The organism is Oceanobacillus luteolus (assembly GCF_023715655.1).
GTDB lineage: Bacteria > Bacillota > Bacilli > Bacillales > Amphibacillaceae > Oceanobacillus > Oceanobacillus luteolus.
In genome coordinates, this window is sequence record NZ_JAMBON010000012.1 from 67341 (window position 1) to 91669 (window position 24329).

A 24329-nucleotide genomic window follows, 5' to 3' on the forward strand; every position below is an offset into this window, starting at 1 on the left:
TCCTGTTGTTGGTTCACCCTTGTATTAAATACTTAATACATAGAGGATAAAAAATATATAAAGAATAAGTCGTTCTTGATTTTGAATTTAAGCGTATTAGATGGTTGATACACTCTTCATGATGTATTATATGCTTAGTACACTAAACTGTCAATACGAATCTTATCAAAGAAGCCCTTCTCCACGAGGAAAACAGCTCTTTATGTTACAATGGAGTTTGTGGAAAACATGCTTTTTGAAGCGAGACAAAGGGAGTTCATACATAATATGAAATTAGTATCATGGAATGTAAACGGGATCCGTGCCTGTGTCCGTAAAGGGTTCTTGGATTACTTTTCTGAGGTGGATGCTGACATCTTTTGCATCCAGGAATCGAAGGTTCAAGAAGGCCAAATCGATCTGAATTTAGACGGGTACTATCAGTACTGGAATTACGCACAAAGAAAAGGTTACTCCGGTACAGCTGTCTTTACGAAGAAAAAGCCGCTCCATGTACACTACGGTGTCGGCGAAGAGGAAACAGAAGAGGAAGGTCGAATCATCACATTGGAATATGAAGATTTTTATCTCGTCAATGTGTATACTCCGAATGCAAAAAGGGACTTAACAAGACTTGAAGAACGACTACAGTGGGAAGATAAAATTTTCACCTACTTGTTGGAACTCGATAAACAGAAACCTGTCATTTACTGCGGAGATCTGAACGTAGCTCATCAAGAGGTTGATATTCGCAACTATAAAACAAATTATGGGAACTCTGGTTTCACAGTAGAAGAAAGAGAAAAAATGTCCCGTTTGTTATCGAATGGTTTTATTGATACATTACGCTACTTCCACCCAGATACGGAAGGCATTTATACGTGGTGGTCATACATGAAAACCGTCCGTGAGCGGAATATCGGCTGGAGGATAGATTATTTTATCGTATCACAGCGGCTGGAGAATGCACTGGTAGAATCAGTGGCTCATCCATCAGTAATGGGCAGCGATCATTGTCCAATCATGCTTGAATTGGACGAAGATGTACTTTCAAACTAAGAAGTTGGGTCAATCCGGAATTTCCAGATTGACCCTTATTTTTATTGCTTGATTTTTTTAAAATAATCCATGATACCTAAAGCACATATCTGAATATCAAGGTTAAGAATGATATAGACTTCATGATCGTCATGAATACCGAATCCTTGAAGATGCGATTTCACTCTTGCCATAATCTGATTGGCAATTTCATTATAATCGCCGCCTTCCTCTATTACCTCTTCAGATATATCCATGTAGATATCCAACCAGTCTGCCACTTGTTTCAAAGCAGCATCCGGGTTCTCTGTCATACTAAAATGCCCGAAGTAGATCCGATCTACATTTTTTTCTTGAACCCGCTTGATGGAAGCATGCATATCATTTGGATTAAAATGATTCGGCGAAGTAGTTGGCAGGTATAACTCTACCCCTTCCTGCAGTAACAACTCATAACGGACACCTGTCGTATCTCCCGTAAAGATTCCATTACTTACCGGATCGTAAATGCTGAAGTGATGTTTCGCATGACCAGGCGTATCCCAAAACTCCAGTGTACAGTTCGCCCCTATTTTCAGTGTATCCCCTTCTGACTTTTCCACAACCCTGTCTGCAGGTACAGGCACGATCGGGTCATATATTTCCGAGAAACTATCCCCATAAATAGCTCTTGCCCCTGCCGCTAATTTAGATGGGTCAATTAAATGTCTTCCTCCCCTTGGATGAACAATTAATGTTGCATTGGGACATTGCTGCAATAGAAATCCAGCGCCCCCAGCATGATCTAAATGGACATGGGTCACGATGATATACTTCACATCCGCAAACGTATGACCCAGTTCCTCCAAACCTCTTTTAATATATCTCACGGATGGACTTGGCCCCACTTCTACAAGCGTCAATTCCTCTTCATCAATGACATATGTACCTGTTCTGTTCGGAATATCCATATCAAACCCATCAATCAACGAAATTCGGTCGTCCAATTGAATTGGATTTTTCTCCTTCATGAAAAGCCCTCCCCCTTCATTAAATTTCTTAACCTCATCATACCAAAACAAGCTTCATGGTGCGAAATTTAATGTAGGAGAGCTTTTATCTTACCGAATTAATTTGCTTCATGCTGTTTTAGGAAAGTAAAAATGCTTTATCTTAGGGAACTAACTCACTTTACGCAAATTAGGGAAAATAAACCGGTTATATCTTCAGAACTAACTCGCTTCACATCAATTAGGGAAAGTAAAGCGGTTTTATCTTCCGGAACTAACTTACTTCAAGCCAATTAGGGAAAATAAAGCCTTCCCTCTATTTCCCATGTATAACATCTCTCAATCGGAAGAAAATAATACGGAAAATATGAAGGAGGTTATTCGATTGTTCAATCAACAGCAAAATGAGGATTTCCAAAGTTCTACCCAGATGTCTGCACAAAACAGTCACGGTGGCCATGAATTATTTGACTCCCATGAAGCAATCAGCGGTTTAGTTGCAGCCCTTGAGCATAGTGTGTTATACGAACCACATATTCAAGATCCTGAATTAAAACAACTGATGACTAGACAGAAATCATATTTGACACAGCTGTATAATACGATTGTGGAAACTTTACAGACAGGTCAAGAACCAGCAGTCAAGACTCAGACTTATAATATGCCTTTTGACAATAACACCGTATACGGTATGGAAGCGAGTCAACCAAAAACACCTGCACAATCTGTGAATGAACTTAACGACTCTTGTTTTTCCAGCTTTATGATGGGACACTTGAAAGCTTGTGCCTCTCATTTCACTATGACAGCTTTGGAAGCAACCAACCCTGTCATGCGTCGTGTGTTTGCTGACAGTATTCCAAACTTGATTGAAATGGCGTTTGAAATTTACCTTTACCAAAACAAAAATAAATATTATCAAGTTCCTCAGTTAAAAGACGAAGATATGCAAGCTTATATGAACAGTTTTGCGAAAATACAAGGCCAGATGCCACACTAACATCGTTGCACCGTGGTCTTTTAGGGACACGAAAATAGGACCTGCCTATTTTCGTGTCCTCTTTGCTTATAATAAAATTTAAAATGAATCCTTTTTCGTTTTTTCCCGTAATAGAATTACTAAAATGAAAAGGGGATAGCATGTATGAATAACCATGAGATTGATTACATTATTCACGGAGATGACATGCAATTTGTAGAAGTTGAATTAGATCCGCAAGAAACAGTAATAGCTGAAGCAGGAAGCTTAATGATGATGGAAGATCATATTCAAATGGAAACTATTTTTGGAGATGGCTCAGAGGATGAAAAACCAGGACTTATGGGTAAACTTATCGGAGCTGGTAAACGAGTGATCACTGGAGAAAGTTTATTCATGACAACTTTTACGAACGAAGGAATCGGCAAGAAAAAAGTATCTTTTGCTTCCCCTTACCCCGGTAAAATCATACCAATGGACCTTAGCGAGAAAAACGGAAAAATCATCTGTCAAAAAGATGCATTTCTCGCAGCTGCTAAAGGAGTTAGTGTAGGCGTGGAATTCCAACGTAAAATAGGTGTTGGCTTCTTTGGTGGAGAAGGCTTTATCATGCAAAAACTTGAAGGAGACGGAATGGCGTTCGTTCATGCAGGCGGAACAGTCCATAAAAAAGTATTAGATGTTGGAGAGTCCTTACGGGTGGATACAGGTTGTCTTGTTGCCATGACTGGTGATGTGGATTATAACATCGAATATGTCGGCGGCATCAAAACTGCTCTATTCGGTGGTGAAGGACTATTCTTTGCAACACTCAGAGGACCAGGAACAGTATGGGTGCAATCATTACCATTCTCCCGTTTAGCAAGTAGAATCTTTGCTGCAGCACCTCAACGTGGTGGCTCTAAAGAAGAAGGTAGCATCGCTGGCGGATTATTCGATTTACTTGGTGGCGACAGAAGATAGTCGTAAAAATGGACAAGATGCACATACTATCCATGTAGAGCTTTATATAAAGGAGGCTTACCATGGGTAGAGACGAGCATAATAAAAATAAGAATTCCCGTTTCGCACAGACGCCAAAACAACAATTGCGTGAAAGTGACGGTATTGATGTAGAGTATTCCGTTGAGCTGGCGGATACCGACGATCGCGAAGCTCAAGCGAGAAGCAAGGCTGCGGAAAGAAGAGTGAAAGGTAAATAGACAGATCAGGCCTTCATTTCCATGGAGGCCTGATTTTTATTTACAGCCTACGCTCTGGTTGATTTTTAGCTATTTATCACGTACATTAAAGAAAAACACATCTAAAGGATTGAACATAATGACAAAAAAAAGTGTCGATGACTATTTAACAGAAGGAATTCACGGTGTCCGCCTTCCAAAAGAAGGAGAAAGGATTCGCTTTCTAGGGACATTAAGAGAGAGAATTGTAATTGCACTTACGATTGGACAAGTTATGAGCGATTCTGGACTTAAAAAATTGGAAGCCGCCATGAAAGAACATCCTAAAGCGAGACTGATCATGAATGGACATGTATCTTATCGCTTTTTAAAAGAGGAAAAGGCACTCGCTGCAAAATACAATATTCCATACACGACCGTAACAGATGAAGAGAATAAAACAGACATCGGCGCTGTCTTAACTTACGACTACGCTATTGATAAAGAAGAAATATTTATTAAGGAAGAAGAACCAATAGAGGAGCAACAGGAAGAAACAGAAAGCACCATCCTCGATAAAATAAAGAAATGGTTCCGATGATCCACAAGTTTAGAGGAGGTAAAACCATGAGAATTGTTTCAATTGAACCTACACCAAGTCCTCATTCCATGAAAATAAATGTCAGTGAGGAGTTGCCAGCTGGTGAAAACTACAACTATAAACATACAGACGACCTAACAGATGCTCCACACAATGTACAGAAACTTTTCCAAATTCAAGGGGTCAAAAATATATATCGTGTTGTTGACTTCATCGCATTAGCCAGAGCCCCTAAAACCCCCTGGGAAGAAATATTACCACAGGTACGCGATGTTCTGGGTACAGATGAAGATTTAGATGAGTTGGAATTTTTAGAGACTAGTGCACCAGCAACAGACTTCGGGGAGATAAAAGTATTTATTCAATTTTACCGCGGCATTCCAATCCAAGTGAAGCTCGAGGAAGGCGATGAAGAAAAAAGATTTGGTCTTCCAGAACCTTTCCAAAAAGCGATTATGGAAGCTTCTGCAGCATCAGATACTTTTATTTTTGAACGGAAATGGGTTGAGCAGGATCCCCGCTACGGGAACTGGAATGAAGTTGGTAACGATATAGTGGAAGAAATAATGGCCACTTATAATGAAGAACGGCTGAATGAATTGGTGAAATTAGCACTCGAAAATCAAGATGCATCCGAACGTACTGAAGATAAAGATGTAGACATTCCTTTAGAAATCATGGATGATCCGGATTGGAAAGTACGATATGCTGCCCTTGATAGAATTATTGAGCCTACTCTCAAGCATCTTCCCTTATTGGACAAGGCATTGGATGATGCTAAAGCTTCCGTTCGGCGTTTAGCCACTGCGTATCTTGGAATGATTGAGGAGCCAGAAGTGCTCCCACTACTTTATAAAGCTTTACAAGATAAAGCAGTAAACGTAAGACGCACGGCGGGCGATTGTCTATCAGACCTAGGATTTAAAGAAGCAATTCCCGAAATGATCAAAACCCTTGATGATCCTAGTCAAATCGTACGTTGGAGAGGTGCCATGTTCTTATACGAAGTCGGCGATGAAAGTGCAATTCCCGCACTTGAAGCTAAATTGGACGATCCGGAATTCGAAGTGCGTATGCAGGTTAAACTCGCACTCGAACGAATCAAAGGCGGTAAAGAAGCAAAAGGGTCCGTCTGGCATCAAATGACGCAAGCAGTAATAAAAAAAGATTAAGTTAAACTCCTAAGCAGCGCTTAGGAGTTTTTTATTTTGCGAACTCGTTTTTAAATGATTTACTTCTATTACTAATATGTATAAACTAAATATATGGAAATAAATGAATTTTTAAATGAAAGGATTTTTTAATGTCAACTGCACCTTATGGAGTAAAATCTACCTTTTGGTTGCAACTGTTTATCCTTCTAGCTACTTTTGCAGTGCTCATTTTCCTTATCTATTTTTTGCTTAGAAAATTGTTTCGAATAGAGAGGGAAGAAGACAAATATTATGCATCAACGTTCATGAATCCATTTCATAAGAAGTTGGATCGAACAACTAGAGTCGTATTTATGGTTTTAATGTTCATCGGATATGTTATCAATGTTTCAAGGCTGCCTGAAGAACCCCTGTGGTACTGGCAACCATGGTATTTCCTGTTTGTCATGATATTCACTACTGAATGTCTACGAGTCTTTATGCAATGGAAGCACGTTGCAAATCGTAAAATATATAGACTTACCCTTACCAGGTTAGTTTGTCTCGGTTTATTAACTACAGCTTTCTTTGTTGCTATACAACTCGGTATGCTTTGATAATTAATGAGTTAGGGTGAACGTATGATAGCCTCCAGTATGATAATGGGATGGGTCGGGATTTCAATTTTTGTGCTGATCGCTTCCACTCTTCGAAAGTTGATGAAAGATAATGAGTACGCTTTCCTTCATGTACTAATGACATTCATGTATGCGATGTGGCTGCCCTTACCTTTAACTTTTTATCGATTATTGAATACAGATTTGCTGCTGGTTGGGACAATATTCGGACTCATTTATCTAGTCATGATTGTTATTGCAATGGCACTTCAAGCTGGTCATATTTCATATATCGTAAAGCATAATGATCATCAGATATCTGAAATGCATGGAGATTACATGATGGCGGTAATATCCAACCCTATGGAAGGATTAGCTAATATTTTCAAGTGTATATGGGCCTGGTTTTTAGGTGTTTCGTTTTGGAAAAATGATGAGATGATGATGGCTGCTATCATGTTTCTTTTTAGTCTATTCTTCTTCTATTATTTACTCATCGTGTTGGAGCAGAGTGTAGTAAAGCAGATGAAGGGTATTACAAATGTAAAGCCAAACCAAACTTTCGTTAATCTAGAAACATTTGTGTTCTTTCTGGCTTTAGTCGGATATATTACGATAAAACCTTAATATGGGAAAGTAAGTCTGTGTTTAATACATGTAAAGGAGTTTGATATGTTAACTCAAGTCATTAAGCAATTCGGATTGCAGATTACAAACATTGATGAAGTAGATGATTCACATAGTTCTATGGTATATAAGTGCAGATTACCAGAAAGTGATCATGTTTACATAAAAATCCCCTATACAACTTTGAAATACCAAAGAGAATTAGAAGCCTATCAAATTCTACAAGACAACATACCTATTCCTAAGCTTCTGGATTATTGGCCTGGGGATGAGGAAATTCCAGGCGCTTTTTTATTATCTGAATTAGAAGGACGGCCTTTATCAGCAAGAGACTCACGTTCCATCGCATACCAAGTTGGAGTCATCCACGCTCAAATGCACAACATACCACCTCCAGCTCATTTGTTAGCCGGTATACAGAATGAATTTCCCAATTGGTCTTCATTTATAGACAAGCAATTTCACAGTTTTGCCCAAGATGTAAAGACTGTTTTAGATGAGAGTACGTACCATTTGGCCCTGGAAAAGTTTGAGAACATAAAAAGCCAACTGCCTGAACCGGATGGACCGAGTTTCGTCCATATGGATTTCCGTCCGGCAAATATAATTGTGGATAACGATAAAGTTACAGGTATCATCGATTTTGAAAGTGTACGTTTCGGGTCTACCGAAATTGATTTCACTAAATTGTATCGGGACTTTTTAAGCTATGATATCAGCTTGCTGGAGAACTACAAAACAGGATATAGCAGTGTAAGACCATTGATAGACCTGGAAGCTGTACTTCCCTTTTATCGTTTTACAGATGCCTTCAACAGCATTGGCTGGTCGATACGACGAGGAATAGAAAAGAACAAACATTTTTTCGAGGCAAACGTAACAATGTTGAACCATTTTTTAAAGAAAAATTAAAAGTAAAGGAGGAGGATGAATTGCCACGCTCTATCGGGCTTTCCGGAAGTATCATCATGTCTGAACCTGCAAAGCTGTCTCAATTATTTACTTATGATCACATTAATCATATCGAGATAGGAGAATTTCCTGATGAAGCTGCATTTCATCAGTTTCTAAAACTCTTAAAAGAAGAAAATAAAACATTTGGCTTGCATTCCCCATTGTACAGAAACCAAAGCAAATATGATTTACTGGAAAAAGTACAATTCCATTCAGAGGAAGCTTGGATACAATTTGAATCTGAAGTCGAGTTGATGTCTAAATTTGGGGCAGAGTATATTCTGGTCCATTTCCCATATTTCAAAGATAAAATAACGGACGACGTGAATCTAGTGATCGAAGATGCTTTAAAAAAATTAAGTATCTTGCAAGAAAAATTCTCCATCCCCATCGTGTGTGAACCAAAACTCGGGCATAATCGTTCAACCTTTGGAATTGAGGCCCTCCATTCTTTCCCAATAGAAATATGGGATAAGTATGGAATAAACATCTGTATCGATATCTGTGATTATTTACTGGCCGTGGAGGATGAGACATCGAGTTATATCGAAAAGTGGAAAGACCATATTAAAGTAGTCCATTTGCATAATGTTGAATTTCAGCAAAACAAGTACATCTGGGTACCAGTTCATCCATCACATGAGACAGCACCCTCCTATTATAATGTTGGGTACTTAATAAAACTCCTTGCAAAAAGTTCAGATGTCTTTTTTATTTTTGAGCACACGCCACATTCCAACCCTACCCGAAAATTCGTTGAAGAAGGGATACGTTGGGTAAAAAGTTTGATATGATAGTAGTATACTCCTAACACTCAATTAGATTAGTAGTTATCTTTACAACTAGAAAGCGTTTTCATATAATGATATTAATTCACACATAATTGAAGGAGGTCGTACATATGGAGCGTCTAAAAGAAGGTACCCTACTTTGGGAACCTACGAAAGATAGAATAGAAAATAGCAATCTAAATCACTACATGAATTGGCTAAAAAAAGAGAAGAACTTATCATTCGACAGTTACGATAAACTTTGGGACTGGTCGGTGACCGATGTGGAAGACTTCTGGGAATCACTTTGGGGATACTTTGATATCCAGTCCGAAACCCCATACCATTCTGTTTTATCAGAACGTAAAATGCCTGGTGCTAAATGGTTTGAAGGCGCAACAATCAACTACACAGAACATATCTTCAGAAATAGAGATTTAGAGAAAACGGCCATCATCCATACTTCGGAAGTACGACCTGGGCTTCATGAAGTCAGCTGGGGAAAACTTTATCAAGACACCGCAGCAGTCCAACAAACATTGAAACAACTAGGCGTGGAGAAAGGTGATCGGGTCGTAAGCTATAGTGCCAATAATTATGAAACAATTGTAGCATTCTTGGCTACTGCCAGCTTAGGAGCCATTTGGTCCAGTGCTTCACCAGACTTCGGAACACAGAGCGTAATTGACCGATTCAAACAAATCAACCCTAAAGTGATGTTTACCATAGACGGATACGGCTATGGCGGAAAAAAATTCAATAGACTACAAACCGTAAAAGATATTCAGTCTGAGCTCTCTTCACTGGAAGCTACCATTGTTATACCTTATTTGGATGCAGATGCCGACTTCAGTGATTTAAAGAATCCAACTACTTGGGAGAAAGCTACTCAATCTACGGAAAATGTTGCCTTAACCTATGAGCATGTGGAGTTCAACGATCCGTTATGGATTTTATTCTCTTCTGGAACAACTGGGAAACCAAAGCCAATTGTACATAGTCAGGGCGGTATTTTAATTGAGCATTTTAAAGCAATTTCTTTCCACTGTGACTTGGATGAAAACGAACGATTTTTCTGGTTCACAACGACCGGCTGGATGATGTGGAACTTCCTTGTAGGTGGATTGCTTACAGGCACGACGATTATTCTATATGACGGTAATCCGGCTTACCCTTCTACTGATACACTATGGAAGCTTGCTGAGGATACAAAGATGACTGTTTTTGGCACGAGCGCAAGCTATATCACTGCATGTATGAAAGACGGTCTGGTGCCTAAGGATAAATTCGATCTAAGTGCGCTGAAAAATATCAGTTCAACCGGTTCTCCACTTCCTCCAGAAGGCTTCCAGTGGTGCTATGACAATGTAAAAGATGACCTGTGGATTGCTTCAGTAAGTGGCGGTACCGATGTTTGTACAGCTTTTGTCATTGGAGCACCAACTTTACCAGTATATGCAGGTGAATTGCAATGTCGCGGACTTGGAGCCAAAGTCGAAAGCTTTGACGAGTTAGGTGAAGCGCATATTAATCAAGTCGGTGAACTCGTCTTGACCGAACCATTTCCATCGATGCCAATTTTCTTCTGGAACGATGAAAATGGAGTACGTCTCTATGAAAGTTATTTCGACTTATATGATGGAATCTGGAGTCATGGAGATTACATCAAAGTAACGGATCGCGGAACTTGTATCATTTATGGTCGTTCTGATGCAACAATTAACCGAGGTGGAATTCGGATTGGTACAGCTGAGATTTATCGGGCCGTTGATAAAATTCCGGAGATTGAAGACAGCTTAATTGTCGACATCCCTTCTCCTTCTGGTGATTCGGTTACTCCATTGTTCGTCGTATTAAAAGAAGGCTATGAACTTACTGATAATTTAAAAACTGAAATCAAAAAACATATTCGGGAGTACTGCTCACCAAGACATGTACCAACTGAAATCTATGCTGCTCCGGATTTGCCAAAAACGTTGAACGGTAAAAAATTAGAAGTACCTGTCAAAAAAATCCTTATGGGACAGCCAGTTGATCGTGTGGTAAATAAAGGGTCACTCGGTAATCAGCGCTCCCTTGAGTACTTCATGGATTTTGCAGAAAAACTATAATGTGAATATTCATTCAGTCAAGGGTCCCCACCTTTTCTATCGAGCAGGCCTTATATTAGAAGGCGGGTCTTACATCCTGTACATTTGCAATAAAATACAAGGCTTAGGATTGCATATCAGCATCCCTAAGCCTTGTATTTATTTAAATCGTTTGTATCATTTCCACCCTATTCCCGAATGGATCTCTGAATTCGAACCGGTCAAAACCAGGTATAGGAACGGATTCAATTACTTTAATATCATGTTGTTCTAATGTACCCTTCCAATAAGCTATATCTTCAACTTGATATGCAATATGGGCTTTGGTCTTCGTCCTATCCACATCATCTTCCGTTCCCACGTGAACATCCCTATCCCCTACCCTCAACCAGAATCCTCCTCGTCCTTTTAGCGGTTCAGGTTTCTCGATTTCAGGCAATCCTAAAATATTACAGTAAAAGTCTTTAGCTTGCTCTTCCGTATTTTTGGGAATAGTAATTTGAACATGATGCAATCCAATAATCATAGTGATTCCCCCTTTTGATTTACTAACTCTCCCACTAATTAAATATTACTAAGATTTGTCCGATAAGTATAATATATGTTATTTATATATATTAATAATATATAATTATACAAAGGATTTTTGTAGTGGTAGCTCGCTCCCTTGTAGTAAGGTAGTGAGAATATGACAGTTTACTAAAGTTCATTTACACTTTTATTAAAAAGGAAGTGCAAATATGTTACCATTTACCGAAAAAGTGATACAAGTTATCAAAAAAATCCCCGAAGGAAAAGTCATGACATATGGCCAAATTGCCAAGCTTTCAGGACATCCGAAAGCTGCACGCCAAGTAGCACGGATTCTCCATAGTATGAGTAAAAAACATCATCTGCCATGGCATCGGGTAATTAATGCAAAAGGACAAATTGCTATACAAGATGAGGCCACTTACTACGAACAAATGATGTCCTTGCAGGCAGAGGGAGTTGAAGTGGATGCTTCAGGTAGAGTAGATCTGGAGAAATATAGGGTGAATTGGCAATCCGATTATATTGACCTTGACTAGTCCAAAATGAGATAATCTTCCATAATATAACCTTTAAATATATGGAGCTTCGAGTCTCATGAAACTCTTTAAAGAAAAGAGGGATGGATAATGAAACTTGTTGGTGTATCAGGAGCACTTGCCGGAGAAAAAACATCCGTTGCTGTTGGTGGTGTACTTGCTGCAGCTAGACGCCATGACCCTTCGATAAAAACGGAATTAATCGACTTAAGGGATTACGATATTGAATTCGCTTCAGGCCTTCCTTTATCAGGATATAACGAAGACACCTGGAACGTCGTCAAAAAAATATTAGCTGCTGACTTCTTAGTGTTCGGGACCCCTATCTATCAGGCATCCTTGTCTGGTGCATTAAAAAACTTGCTGGATCATCTACCTGAATATGCTTTTAAAAATAAAGTGACCGGGATGGTCGCAACAGGTTGGACAAATAGACATTTTCTTGTTTTGGAATACCACTTGGGATCCATTTTAAATTATTTCAAAGGGCTAACCCCGACAGGGAATGTTTTTATTCATAATGATGCATTTGATATTGAAAGCAATGAAATTATTGATGAAAGAATCCATGACAGAATGGAAAAACTGGCTAAAGAAATGATCTATTTACAAAAAGGGATTTTAAACAGGTAGCATTTCATTTAAAAACAAGATAAAATGTAGGTCAAATGAATACAAATGAAAAAACATCATGGCTGTTTAAAGCGATGATGTTTATTTTTATGTCAATAACTAGATTGTTAATCCCTTTTACTCAAGTATTCGTTAGGGGCTTCACCTTTTTCAGCATTATAATTTTTGTATTGACTTTTTCGTCCGTTGCGATGCTCCCCACTTTGTGTGTTTTCCTTGAACTGTCTTTTCTGATTACTCAAGATCATTCCTCCTAGTGTGAAGTTTTTATTAGTGTTTGAAAATACACCGTTATTATTCACATCTTTGAAATTCCATGAGTTATCATTAAAAGACTTTCGTTGCTTATTCGTCCAAGATGCATTTTTTAAAACAATCGTTTATTTGGATTTATTAAGAAATGATGCTGGTATATCAGCTTTAAAAGATAATTGTTTATTTGTTACCGGGTGAAGGAAAGTTAAGGTCCTTGCATGTAACCCAAGCCTGCCAATCGCATTTCTCTTCTTTGATCCATATTTTTTATCACCTACAACAGGATGGCCCAAATCCTGCATATGGACACGAATTTGATTTTTTCGGCCGGTTTCCAGACTCACTTCCAACAATGAAAATTCATTATTCCCTTGGATGACCCTATATCTAGTTTTCGCAAATAAGCCATCATTTGGTGTTTGACTGGAATACATGAGATGTGTTTTTGTTTCTCGCAGCCAAGAAGTAATATAGCCTTCCCGCTTGGATACCTTACCTTCAACCAATGCTACATATATCCGCTCTTTAACAGTCTGGTTCCAATTATCCTGCAGTTTCCTTTTTACTTGTTCACTTTTTGCAAACATCATGACACCCGACGTGTCCTTATCCAAACGATGCACTACGAATATCCGGTTGTCCGGGTCTTCTCTTTTCACATATTTCATTAATTGGTGTAATGCTGTCTGCTGTTTTTCACTTTCTGTCGCAATAGATAATAATCCAGCTTCTTTATTTATAACGATAATATGTTCATCTTCATAAAGTATTTTCATTCCGATCAATACATCTTGCTTCACTGCAGCTTTATTCTTTAAAATAGTAACCCTTTGACCTGGCTTTAAGTTATAATTAAACTGCTTTTCGATATGATCATCGACCGTCACTTGACCTCTAGCAAGGATTGATTTGACGGAATTCCTGCTTCGGTTAGACATTACCTTTAATAGAAATGCTAATAGTTCATCAGCTTCTTTTACTTCAACACTTATCGATTTGGCGTCTTTTCGATAATTGGACTTTTTATTAGACATACTGTTTGCTCCTTAAATTTATCATGAGTGTTATCCTAGTGACGACTTCTATCAATAGTAACATTAATCATTATAATAACCTAAATTAGTTATCATAAAAGTTTACTTACACTTCAATTTCCCTTTCTATACCATCTTACACCCTATAAATTTTCTCCATCTTCATTTCTGCATACATCCATTAACAATTACAGATATTAATATTAAAAGCTTTAGGGGGAAGGAAATGAAAATTAGATTTGGATACGTAGCTAATGCATTGGATTTATGGGATGCCAGCCCGTCAAAGGCTTTAACATTTGCACGCTACTCATCGCTTCCAAAAGAAGAAAGAATGGAAAAGTTAAAATCAGTCACTGCACAAAACCTTCATCATACAAAAAGAATTTTATATTATAATATCGCACATCAAATTGAATTATATCGTCTTTCAAGTTCACTCGTTCCTTTAGCCACTCACCCCGAAGTGAAATGGGACTTCATCACTCCTTTCAAACGTGAATGGAAGGAAATTGGAGATCTTATACAAAAATTTAAATTAAGGGTAAGTTTTCATCCTAATCAATTTACACTTTTTACAAGCGCCAGAGAAGAAGTGACGAGAAATGCCGTTGTGGATATGCAATATCATTATGATATGCTCCAGGCGATGAATGCAGAGGAACAAGGTTTGATCAATATTCATATAGGTGGGGCTTACGGCGATAAGAAAAAAACATTAACTAGATTTCATCAGAATCTTAAACAATTGCCAATTCAAATAAAAAATGTCATGACTTTGGAAAATGATGATAAAACATATAACGTCTCGGAGACTCTGATAACGTGTGAACGAGAGCGTATTCCTATGCTCTTGGATTATCATCACCATATGGCGAATCCAACGGAAAGTGACTTAGCTGACTACTTACCGCGTATTTTCGCTACATGGAATGACTTTCACCTAATACCTAAAGTACATATATCTTCACCAAAGTCTGAAAAGGCATATCGTTCACATGCTGATCATGTATCTTTAGAATTTATCCTTCCTTTCTTAAAATTGGCTAAAGAACTGAATCAGGATTTCGACATCATGATTGAAGCAAAACAAAAAAACTTGGCCATGCACAGACTGGTTGAGGAGATATCTCGAATACGTAGTGTTAAACGTATATCAGGCGCTGCTGTAGAATGGTGATTAAATAATGTAAAATCAATGAGGTGGTTAAACGTGACAATTGTACGGCTCGGCTATGTTGCAATGAGTATGGAACTGACGAACGCATCCCCATCCCAAACGATGACATTTGCCCAATTCAATAAAATATCTGATCGGGAAGCCGCGATTCGTAAATTGGAGCGTATCACACTTTCGAATATCCAGAATACCCTGAGGCTCTTAAAACATAATGCCGCCTCAGACATTCATTTTTATCGATTAACCTCTCGCCTCATTCCATTAGCAAACCATAAAGAACTTTTAGACTGGAATTATATGAAGCCTTTGAGGGAAGCCTTGCGTGAGCTCGGAAACTTTGCAGAAGAACATGGAATACGAATCGATTTCCATCCAGATCATTTTGTTCTTATTAACTCAAAAGAGAAACAGGTCTTGAAGAATTCCATCCGCACTTTAAAGATGCATTATTTATTGTTAAAAGCAATGAAGGTTGACCCGACACATCGTTGTGTCATGCATGTCGGCGGCAATTATAAAGAAACGGATAAGTCACTCGAGCGGTTCATCGATAATTGGATGGACGTCCCAAAGGTTATCCAAAACATGATTATGCTTGAGAACGACGATACGTCATTTACCTTAGATGATACGCTGTACTTATGTGAAAAGTTGGACATCCCTTTAGTCTTTGATTATCACCATCACCTCGCTCATCATCAACACCAAAATTGGGAAACCCATTGGGATCGAGTAGTGGACACCTGGAAACATTCTCCACTCCCGATTAAAATGCATATTTCCAGTCCAAAGAACGAGAAAGCATTTCGTCACCATGCCGACTATGTAGACAGCGATATGTTCTTTCAATTCCTCCATGCAATTAAAGGAAGTGTCCCGCAAATCGACTGTATGATTGAAGCAAAGCGGAAAGATGAGGCACTTTTTCAATTAATGGGGGAAGTAAAGCAGAGGGATGACATTGAAGTAATAGATGGTGCTTCCTTTCTAATGAAGTAAATAATGGTGGTTCATCTGACACACAGAAAACCACCTTTTCCTATTATCCTAACTCTATATTATACTCTTCTACTACATCCTTAAAAGCAAGTCTTTCATTCCCATCTCGTCCCGAAACACGCGTTGCTGTTACAAGTGAATTTAATACCGCCTCTTCGATAGCCTCTCCAACCGCTCGGAAGGCTATATCCATATCCTCCACATGTATCATGGGGATTGAGAGAAGATGTGATGGCTTTTGATGAGGAATTTTCGTAGCTGTTGAAAATCCAATCACCACTTCCCCACTACCATTTGCGATGGTGGATCCAGTACGGGACAATCCCGTCACGGACCTCTTGATTATCCGATTCAACTGCCTTTCTGTTACAGGTAAATCCGTAGCGACGATAACGATGATGGAGCCTTTATCTTTCTCTTCCCTTGCTTTTGGCAGGGCTCTTTTCAGCTCTTCCCCGACAGCTTTTCCATTCACCTTTAAATCGCTTAACGTACCAAAATTAGATAAAACCAAAACCCCCATTGTATATGTACCATGGTTCAATTCCATTAGCCTTGAGGAAGTTCCTATACCGCCTTTTAATGAATAACAAAGCATTCCCCTTCCCGCACCAACAGAACCTTCCATTACCTCTTTTGATGTTTGACGCAATGCTTGAATAACATGTTCCTCCGTAATGGAGCGCTTCCGAATGTCATTGAGTTCCATATCATTACATTCACATACAACTGGATTAACTGTACCGGTTGTTCTGCCGATTTCAGGATTTTGTTCTAGCATATAACCGATTAATGCATCAGTGGCTGTTCCGATGCTTAATGTATTAGTTAATAATATAGGAGATTCCAATGTGCCTAATTCATTGATTTGAATCGTTCCTATCGACTTCCCAAATCCATTAATGACATGACTGGAGGCGACCAGCTTTTCTTTAAAGACATTTCCTTGATGGGGTAAAATCGCAGTTACTCCAGTTTGAATATCTTGTTCATCAAGTGTGACATGGCCAACAGTCACTCCCTCAACATCCGTGATCGAGTTATAAAAACCTGGTTCCAATTTTCCTATCTTAATTCCATAATCTCTAATTCTTTTTTGGTTAGGCATAGATACCCTCCTCAAAGCAATCCCTAAAACAATTGCTTCCTCTTGTCTATAGAGGAAATCAGAACTGCTTAGATTTTAAAGTTGTATAATAGTTGGCACTTTTCTTATAAAGAATAAATACATTCTATCATATATCCAAGCAAAATTATCATTCCGTAATTAACGACAATTAAAAAAACACACGAATTCCTTTATCGTGTGTTCTTTCTCAGCATTTATATTTTTCAGGGATAATATAGGTTAATATTTCCGACACCTGTTTTAAAGATAAATTGTTTATCACCATTACCAAGTACTCCTGATAAGTTACTTGGCTTTTTTCCTTCCAGTGGGAAATCTGTTTGAACGTTACCAAATCCTGCACTTACTTGTAAAGCCGCATTCAGATTAGCAATACCTGAGAATCCTACGCTAATATTTCCCGCTCCAGATTTCATGGATAAATCATCCTCACCATCCACATGGAAATCAACATTACCTGCACCTGATTTAATATTTATTTTCCCCCTGCATTCTCTCCCTTTTATACTTCCTGCCCCTGAAACGGCATGTAAATCCTCTGTATTAACGCGATTCAATCTGATATTTCCTGCACCGGACTCTATTGTAATTTTTTCCGCATCCACATCCTCAACTTTAATATTCCCAGCGCCTGTCTTGAACTTCCCTTCAATAAAAAATAAATCTGTAAACCGGATATTACCAACTGAAGAATGGATATGATAGTAGTCAGCACAATCTCTAGGTAAATATATCGTAAGTGTACTGGTATTTTGTTTCATTTGGATAAAACTTCTTTTCTTAAGGAATTCCAGATTAATTTCCAACCTTCGATCCATGAACTGTACCCCAAGTTCAGGTCCCTTCTCAAACGTTTCAAGCACCAAATGAACTTGTTTTTTATCATGAACGGAAAAATATATATTCGTCACATCAGAATATACAGCAAGCTCTCGAATTTCTTCAGCTTCTACTGTATTTTCTTGTACAATCGGATGCCCCATTTTATGAAAAAATCCCACCATTTAAAACCACTCCCATCCCTTTATTCTTAAGCTTAGCTTATTAAAAAAAAGCTCTCTTTCCAACATGCTATCGTATGAAATATCCTCCGACCCTAGACGGAGTTAGGTTTATGGATATGCTAAAAATGGACAGAGAGTTTCCCCCCTGTCCAATCTTCAAATAGTTTTTATCTTCCCCTTTGTTACAAGACTTACCAGCACATAACCTAATAGAGAGATAAGAATTGATGTGACAACGGAATGCATGCCGAATGGTTGTGGGTAGAAACTTTCAAAAACAATATAACTACCTACACCCGTTGCCATCGAAGCAATTGCTCCGTATTTATTACCTGTTTTCCAGTAAAGACCTAGAACGATTGGCCATAGGAAAGTCGCTTCCAGACCTCCCATAGAGAAAAGATTCAACCAAATAATCAGATCCGGCGGCTGCAAAGATAATAAAATAACAATGATTCCAAGTAACGTGGTTATTCCCATACTAATTTTACGTACTTTATTCTCCGCAGCGGTCGGCTCAATATAATTTAAATAAACATCCTTTACAATGGTTGAACTAACTAAGAGCAATAAGGAGTTTACTGTCGTCATAATCGCCGCCATCGGTGCAGCAAGGACAATTCCGGTCAGCCAGTTCGGCAATACTTCTTGTGCCACAAGCGGCATTACCGTATCCCCTATTTCAATACCAGGTAACACAGGACGTGAAAGTGCTCCAATTAAATGCATATTCAGCATAATGAATCCAACAACAACTGTGCTGATAATAATGCCCCGGTGCATCGCTCTTGAATTTTTATAAGACATCGTACGAATAGCGATTTGTGGTAAGGCTACGACTCCGACCCCAACGAGCACCCAAAATGACGATACAAACGCTGGAGTAAGTGTCCCTTCCGCACCAAATGGGGTAATCAGATTCGGATTCTCACCAGCCATATCTGAAATGATTTGTGGAACCCCGCCTCCTGCAACAATAACACCTATCAGTAAAACCAACGTTCCAAAGACCATAATGATTCCCTGAATCGCATCTGTAAGTGCAATCGAACGATATCCGCCGATAATGACGTAAATAAGAATAGATATAGAGAAAATCAATAAAGATGAGAAATAAGAAAGTCCCGTTAAAGACTGAATCAGTCTGCCACCACCGATCCATTGTGCTGACATGGCAGAAAATAAGAATAATAAAATGCTGATGGCAGAAATAATGACGACCCATTTTGACTGATAGCGTTCTTTTAAGTAGTCAACGATCGTGACAGCCTTATACTGTCGTGTGACAACGGCAAACTTCTTACCCAAAATCATTAGTGTGAAATATCCTGTAACGAGTTGAGCCATAGAAAGCAACACCCAGCCTAACCCTTCATTGTAAGCTGCTCCAGGCCCACTTAGGAAGCTGCTGGCACTCCCATATGTCGTCACCATCGTCATTGCAAGAACAAAACCACCAAGACTTCTCCCGCCTAAAAAGTACTCTTGGAGAAAACTATCCGTCGTTCTTACATATTTACTCGCCCACACCCCAACGATGCTTATGATCATTAAAAATAGTAATAATGGTATAATCGCTTCCCAGTTCATGATTCCCGCTTCTCCTCTTCATCTAATGGCACATCAACAAAAAACTTCTTTATGACGATGATTAAGATAACCACCATCACGATAAAGCCCAAAACGCAACTGTAAAAGAACCAAGCTGGAAAACCCAAAATATATGTATACTCTGATGGGTCTTTACTGCCTAGCCCATATGCAAATCCGAACCACCATATAAAATTAAATAATGCCAGTCCAATACCTATCAAAGCTTCACGATTAGCGATTCTTTCAACAATTTGTTTTCTGTTCTCCTCCATATAATTACCCCCTTAGGAATGAACACTTCCAAATATATGTCTTTATTCTATCCGAGTCTAAATGATTCGTGAAGCGTTAAGATAAAAAAGACTCAAGCAATATGCTTGAGTCAGCTACCATCTTTACTTTAAAGTTACTTTTAAAACGGATGTTTTTACATCTGTCATTTTAAACGTCTCTGACTTCGTTCCATCTGTGACCGTCAGATAAGCATTCTTTTCCTTCAACAAGTCAACTTGTTTCTTATTCAATAAGAGACTGCGAGATTTTTTCTCGTTATAAATGTTGATTAATACATGATCGCCATCTTGAACCTTATCAAATTCTTTATTATGAATAGTAGCAGTACCATTATTTTTCTTCGGTTCAATCACGACATAGTTCGGTTCTTCAGGTTCAACCGGCTCTTCCGGATCTACTGGTTCTTCAGGTTCTTCTTCAGAACCTTCTGGGTGGAAACCATAAGATTCTGCTTCCTCTGCACTAACAAAGAAAATACGTTTATCTACTGGAACAGTTGACCATAAATCAGGTTCGACATATTCCATCGTGTCAGAATTACCTACATAGCGAAGGAATCCTTTTTGGTCATCATTCGCCCGGAAAGCAAATGGAAGTTCCAATAATGGGTTCTCTGGATTCCAAATCCCCAATCCTTGTTCCTCAGCAGTTCTTACTGCCTCCTGATATACTGGATAAGCTTCTTCATCAATCGGGGCAAGGAAGTAAGTTGAAGCGAATCCAGCACGGACCATTTCCAAGTTGACGTTTAAGCCGTCTTCACGGATTACTTCAGCCAAAATTCTACCGTAATCATCAGTTGGCTGATCGCCTACTTTCAGATAGATTTTATCTCCTGGCTGAATAAGTGTTGAAATATGCTCTGTCGCTAAATCTCCATAATACTTTTGGTTCGCGTTAATTTCGGTCCGTTTTGGATCTTTGTTTTTGGCTGCATAAGTTTCTGCTGTATCCATATTCAAGAATCGAATACGAGTTTCACCAAATACAGGATCTTGAATGCGGATTGTATCTCCATCTGTAATTCTTTCAACAGTTGCTTCATAATACCCGGAAGCTGATGGCGGGTCTGGTTGTACTTCACTTTTCACAATGTCAGCTTGTTCTGTAGGAATGAGCTGGTATGTATTATATTGGCTGACAATTGCTGTGATATCATACCAGAAATCTTCCTCCACTTGTGTAATATCCAGAGCATTTTCCATTACACGGAGAGTTGTACCGTTAAAGTCTCCATCAATCAAGGAAACATTATACCCACCACCCGCCGGACTAGCTGGGATGTTGTTTATGAAACCTTGCACCTCGACAAGTTGACCTTCATAGTTTTCTGCAATTTGCGGGTTCTGTAAATCTTCCAATGTAATCTGCTTCGGTTCTGGCAGTGGTTGATTTTCTGCCACTACTTCAATTGATGCAGGAACTACTTCTTTTAACCCGTTGTAAGTAGCGAGTTCTCCTGTAACGACAATTTTGTCGCCTTTATTAACATCAGGCAATGCATCTTGGTTATAAGCAAAAAGATTAATGCCTGCTGTCTCGTCTTGAATATAAGTTGTAAACTGTGCACCATTACTTAAAGCGCGACTATCTGCTGTAACAATTCCTTCCACTCGGACGACTGTCCCGTCAGCAAGTTGACGAGCTTCATCAATCGTATATTCATCAACATCCGGATTCCCCGGCTCTCCCGGTTCTTCTGGTGGATCAACAGGATCAACGCCATCCATGACATGACTGCCTAAATAAGCAAACGTATTTGATGCATACTCATCCCAATCTAATACCTGATAAACAGTTACTGGTCCAGTCACTCCAGACCCTCGGACAAGAGTCTTATCCTGGCCAAAGTTTTCCCGAACGCCAATTTCTCCAACTACATCAATGACTTCGCTATTTTTATTTAGAGATAAAGCGTCATCACCATTAAAATTAATAACTGTATTATTCGTAACGTCTGCAATCGAGAGGATAGCTGAATCTGCACTACCATGAGCAAGAACGTAAACATCCCCATGCTCCAATGTTCCAGAAAGATTCAATGATTGCGTTGCTTGTGCTGCTCCATTGGAATAAAGTGATATTTGATAATCTGATAAATCGACAGCCTCACCAGTCCCATTATAAATTTCAATCGCTTTATTAAAGGAACTGCCTTCCACATACTCTGATATAAACAATTCATCCGCCGTAACTTCATTGCTCTCAGCCGTTGAAATAATAGCAAATACGCCAGTAAAACTCATTAGGACTAAAGCAAAAGCAAGCAGTAGATGAAATGCCTTCTCACTTACTGGATTTCTCATTTTTTTCCCTCCTCAGTTTAATTTCCTCCGCTTATTTACCGGATATCTTAAATATTACATGTAATTTTTTATATTACTATTAATTTTTCGTTAAATCAGACTGGAAAAAGGACGTTATTCCTATTATTTCTTGAAAAAGGTTATATAGTCCCTAACCTAATCATAGACTGTTTTAATTCGATAACAATTCACTTGAAATATTTCTAGTTTACTCCTATAATAAATATTGTTCTTACTATTAACGGGGCATTAGCTCAGCTGGGAGAGTGCTTGCATGGCATGCAAGAGGTCGCGGGTTCGAGCCCCGCATGCTCCATATTTTAAAACGCTTATCCTTCAAGGGATGGAGCGTTTTTTGTTTTTTATAATGAGTATCGCCTTTCACATGCAATATAGTAAAAAATATTGCCCACACTATTCTCCGTAAGTCCCTTCCTGCTTGCAGGCATGTTACACATCCTTTTGATGTATAGTCCAACCAACTTTTCTCAATTACAAGATGATTAACATTTAGCTCACCCCCCTTCTACATACTAAAGAGATTTTGAACTCTCAAAATACAACCATAGAAATAATTATTTTATTGATTTAATCTTAAAAATCGAAATCACTTTACTAGATATACGCACCATATGATGGTAAAGCCAATCGATAAGACGGTTCTAATGAGTAGCACCTTTCAGACTTTATAAGATTGGAGAGGATGCCACATGATTCCAGAATTAATCCCTATTTGGATTTCGATAATAGGGAACTTCGGGTTCCCTATCGCTATAACCATTTACCTGTTCGCTAGATTTGAACGCAAATTAGATAATTTAGAAGCTATCATAAAGCATCTTTCCGATGTCATTAAAGCTGATAATAAAAAGTAGATGATGGGGGTGATTGTTATCAAAATGGAAGATTTGGGATGGCTTGTTTCTGCAAAGCCAGAGAAACCCAAACACTTTACACAAAATGTCTGATGGATGAAGACCTGTCGGAAAAAGAAAAGCAACTTCTAAACAAACTCATCGAGCACGCGAGTCATTCTTCCGATCTTGTGAAGAAGTATTGTGAACTGAAAGCGAAAGAATAACTTATTGAGAACCCAATATAATTTGAGGTTCTTTTGCATACAACGTGCTTAAGGCAATCCTGTTCCTTTTGCAAAAAATAACACATCCAAATATGGTGCTGTGTTATTTTTACCCTCCATTTACTGGAAAAACACCCACTTTTTCTCAAGGGCAATCTTCTATTGTTTAATCATGGTCATTTATATTATATTTGTAAGGGTTTACACTACAAAATACCGGGATGGAGATTTCATAAGAAACAAGAATACTTATAATATTGTCGTGCATACTGTCAATTCATGATGCCAGCTTAGTTATGCAGTACACCAACGCCGATTACCCGGACATCATCTGTTGATTTCTCCATACGTAGTCGATATGAAGTACCAGCCATACCAGTCCACTTTACCTCTTTCATCCCATTCCTTGGGAACGAAGCCGTCTTTACAGTGAACCACATACGCTGAACCTGCGCCTGTAATTGAACGACGAAGGTATCATTACGCCCGCCTGATCCGATTTCTTGAGAGCTCAGCCTCAAGGTAATAGTCTGTTTGTTCCCCTTGTCATTCAATAACCTGCTCTCCCCCACTAAAGTGTGCTTGAAGTCATAGATAAGGTTATAATGCGCCATATCTATTCTCCTTTCTCTATTATTTTTTGTTGCAATAAAGAAAGAGAACTATATTCATAAAAAACAAACCACAGATAACGTCCTTATAATTGTGTAAAAAGGTATAAAAAAATAGGTCATCTTCCAGACCCATGTTAAAATATTTTCGACCAAGAAAACAACACATGGAGGTAGGAAAAGATGACCCAAATAAATATTAC

The 24329-nt window shown here is 38.7% G+C and carries 26 protein-coding genes and 1 tRNA gene; 17 read left to right on the forward strand and 10 right to left on the reverse strand.

The window, feature by feature from the left end; translation table 11 throughout:
- Window positions 1-267: 267 nt before the first annotated feature.
- The gene (locus tag M3210_RS09595; RefSeq protein ID WP_251513819.1) at window positions 268-1038 is read left to right on the forward strand and encodes an exodeoxyribonuclease III; all 771 of its coding nucleotides are present in this window, start codon (window positions 268-270) and stop codon (window positions 1036-1038) included.
- Between the two features lie 41 nt (window positions 1039-1079).
- Here the strand turns inward: M3210_RS09595 and M3210_RS09600 are convergent, their stop codons facing one another.
- Window positions 1080-2027, reverse strand: a complete 948-nt coding sequence (locus tag M3210_RS09600; RefSeq protein ID WP_251513823.1) for an MBL fold metallo-hydrolase — start codon at window positions 2025-2027, stop codon at window positions 1080-1082.
- Window positions 2028-2391: 364 nt separating this feature from the next.
- On the opposite strand from M3210_RS09600, the gene M3210_RS09605 reads away from it, so the two are divergent.
- The 10 genes from M3210_RS09605 to M3210_RS09645 all read left to right on the forward strand — a co-directional run bounded on the left by M3210_RS09605 (window position 2392) and on the right by M3210_RS09645 (window position 10958).
- Entirely contained in the window at window positions 2392-3006 is a 615-nt protein-coding gene (locus M3210_RS09605) for a spore coat protein (RefSeq protein ID WP_251513826.1), read from the forward strand.
- A gap of 144 nt (window positions 3007-3150) precedes the next feature.
- Window positions 3151-3948 (forward strand): TIGR00266 family protein, encoded by a 798-nt coding sequence (locus tag M3210_RS09610; RefSeq protein ID WP_251513829.1) that lies wholly within the window; start codon window positions 3151-3153, stop codon window positions 3946-3948.
- A gap of 62 nt (window positions 3949-4010) precedes the next feature.
- Window positions 4011-4187, forward strand: coding sequence for a YfhD family protein (locus M3210_RS09615; RefSeq protein WP_251513832.1), 177 nt, complete (start codon window positions 4011-4013; stop codon window positions 4185-4187).
- 118 nt (window positions 4188-4305) lie between these two features.
- Window positions 4306-4746: a YueI family protein gene (locus M3210_RS09620; RefSeq protein ID WP_251513835.1), complete on the forward strand. Its 441-nt coding sequence runs from the start codon at window positions 4306-4308 to the stop codon at window positions 4744-4746.
- 26 nt (window positions 4747-4772) lie between these two features.
- Window positions 4773-5918 carry a conserved virulence factor C family protein gene (locus tag M3210_RS09625; RefSeq protein WP_251513838.1) on the forward strand — a complete coding sequence of 382 codons (1146 nt, stop codon included), beginning with the start codon at window positions 4773-4775 and terminating at the stop codon, window positions 5916-5918.
- A gap of 131 nt (window positions 5919-6049) precedes the next feature.
- Entirely contained in the window at window positions 6050-6496 is a 447-nt protein-coding gene (locus M3210_RS20705; protein WP_379596079.1) for a DUF4181 domain-containing protein, read from the forward strand.
- 24 nt (window positions 6497-6520) lie between these two features.
- Window positions 6521-7123, forward strand: a complete 603-nt coding sequence (locus tag M3210_RS09630) for a hypothetical protein (RefSeq protein WP_251513842.1) — start codon at window positions 6521-6523, stop codon at window positions 7121-7123.
- 45 nt (window positions 7124-7168) lie between these two features.
- Window positions 7169-8035, forward strand: coding sequence for a phosphotransferase family protein (locus tag M3210_RS09635; RefSeq protein WP_251513845.1), 867 nt, complete (start codon window positions 7169-7171; stop codon window positions 8033-8035).
- Window positions 8036-8055: 20 nt separating this feature from the next.
- A complete protein-coding gene (locus M3210_RS09640) occupies window positions 8056-8871 on the forward strand; it encodes a TIM barrel protein (protein WP_251513848.1) in 816 nt (271 codons plus the stop codon).
- Between the two features lie 107 nt (window positions 8872-8978).
- Window positions 8979-10958 carry an acetoacetate--CoA ligase gene (locus tag M3210_RS09645; RefSeq protein ID WP_251513851.1) on the forward strand — a complete coding sequence of 660 codons (1980 nt, stop codon included), beginning with the start codon at window positions 8979-8981 and terminating at the stop codon, window positions 10956-10958.
- Between the two features lie 142 nt (window positions 10959-11100).
- Here M3210_RS09645 and M3210_RS09650 read toward each other — a convergent pair whose 3' ends face one another.
- A complete protein-coding gene (locus M3210_RS09650; RefSeq protein WP_251513854.1) occupies window positions 11101-11463 on the reverse strand; it encodes a VOC family protein in 363 nt (120 codons plus the stop codon).
- A gap of 214 nt (window positions 11464-11677) precedes the next feature.
- Here M3210_RS09650 and M3210_RS09655 point away from each other — a divergent pair, with 214 nt between their 5' ends.
- Both M3210_RS09655 and M3210_RS09660 read left to right on the forward strand, forming a co-directional pair.
- Window positions 11678-12007, forward strand: a complete 330-nt coding sequence (locus M3210_RS09655; protein WP_251513857.1) for an MGMT family protein — start codon at window positions 11678-11680, stop codon at window positions 12005-12007.
- 90 nt (window positions 12008-12097) lie between these two features.
- Window positions 12098-12640 (forward strand): NADPH-dependent FMN reductase, encoded by a 543-nt coding sequence (locus M3210_RS09660; protein WP_251513859.1) that lies wholly within the window; start codon window positions 12098-12100, stop codon window positions 12638-12640.
- Between the two features lie 107 nt (window positions 12641-12747).
- On the opposite strand, the gene M3210_RS20430 is transcribed toward M3210_RS09660, so the two are convergent.
- Together M3210_RS20430 and M3210_RS09665 are read right to left on the reverse strand one after the other, a co-directional pair.
- Window positions 12748-12882 carry a hypothetical protein gene (locus M3210_RS20430; protein ID WP_285853694.1) on the reverse strand — a complete coding sequence of 45 codons (135 nt, stop codon included), beginning with the start codon at window positions 12880-12882 and terminating at the stop codon, window positions 12748-12750.
- Between the two features lie 138 nt (window positions 12883-13020).
- Window positions 13021-13929, reverse strand: a complete 909-nt coding sequence (locus tag M3210_RS09665) for an RluA family pseudouridine synthase (protein ID WP_251513862.1) — start codon at window positions 13927-13929, stop codon at window positions 13021-13023.
- Between the two features lie 226 nt (window positions 13930-14155).
- Here M3210_RS09665 and uvsE (M3210_RS09670) point away from each other — a divergent pair, with 226 nt between their 5' ends.
- Window positions 14156-15109, forward strand: coding sequence for a UV DNA damage repair endonuclease UvsE (uvsE, locus tag M3210_RS09670; RefSeq protein WP_251513865.1), 954 nt, complete (start codon window positions 14156-14158; stop codon window positions 15107-15109).
- 33 nt (window positions 15110-15142) lie between these two features.
- Window positions 15143-16108 carry a UV DNA damage repair endonuclease UvsE gene (uvsE, locus tag M3210_RS09675; protein WP_251513869.1) on the forward strand — a complete coding sequence of 322 codons (966 nt, stop codon included), beginning with the start codon at window positions 15143-15145 and terminating at the stop codon, window positions 16106-16108.
- Between the two features lie 43 nt (window positions 16109-16151).
- On the opposite strand, the gene M3210_RS09680 is transcribed toward uvsE (M3210_RS09675), so the two are convergent.
- The 5 genes from M3210_RS09680 to M3210_RS09700 all read right to left on the reverse strand — a co-directional run bounded on the left by M3210_RS09680 (window position 16152) and on the right by M3210_RS09700 (window position 22434).
- Window positions 16152-17216: a DmpA family aminopeptidase gene (locus M3210_RS09680; RefSeq protein WP_251513873.1), complete on the reverse strand. Its 1065-nt coding sequence runs from the start codon at window positions 17214-17216 to the stop codon at window positions 16152-16154.
- Window positions 17217-17440: 224 nt separating this feature from the next.
- Window positions 17441-18241: a DUF4097 family beta strand repeat-containing protein gene (locus M3210_RS09685; protein WP_251513877.1), complete on the reverse strand. Its 801-nt coding sequence runs from the start codon at window positions 18239-18241 to the stop codon at window positions 17441-17443.
- Between the two features lie 156 nt (window positions 18242-18397).
- Window positions 18398-19831, reverse strand: a complete 1434-nt coding sequence (panF, locus tag M3210_RS09690) for a sodium/pantothenate symporter (protein ID WP_251513880.1) — start codon at window positions 19829-19831, stop codon at window positions 18398-18400.
- A complete protein-coding gene (locus tag M3210_RS09695) occupies window positions 19828-20106 on the reverse strand; it encodes a YhdT family protein (RefSeq protein ID WP_251513885.1) in 279 nt (92 codons plus the stop codon). Before M3210_RS09695 ends, panF begins: the two co-directional genes overlap by 4 nt.
- A 123-nt stretch (window positions 20107-20229) precedes the next feature.
- On the reverse strand, window positions 20230-22434 hold the full coding sequence (locus M3210_RS09700) for a thermonuclease family protein (RefSeq protein ID WP_251513888.1): 2205 nt from the start codon (window positions 22432-22434) through the stop codon (window positions 20230-20232).
- A 243-nt stretch (window positions 22435-22677) separates the two neighbouring features.
- Between M3210_RS09700 and M3210_RS09705 the strand changes: the two genes are divergently transcribed.
- Together M3210_RS09705 and M3210_RS09710 are read left to right on the forward strand one after the other, a co-directional pair.
- A tRNA-Ala gene (locus M3210_RS09705) sits at window positions 22678-22750 on the forward strand.
- A gap of 394 nt (window positions 22751-23144) precedes the next feature.
- Window positions 23145-23309 carry a YvrJ family protein gene (locus M3210_RS09710; RefSeq protein WP_251513891.1) on the forward strand — a complete coding sequence of 55 codons (165 nt, stop codon included), beginning with the start codon at window positions 23145-23147 and terminating at the stop codon, window positions 23307-23309.
- A gap of 496 nt (window positions 23310-23805) precedes the next feature.
- Here M3210_RS09710 and M3210_RS09715 read toward each other — a convergent pair whose 3' ends face one another.
- Window positions 23806-24129, reverse strand: coding sequence for a hypothetical protein (locus M3210_RS09715; protein ID WP_251513894.1), 324 nt, complete (start codon window positions 24127-24129; stop codon window positions 23806-23808).
- Window positions 24130-24329 lie beyond the last annotated feature (200 nt).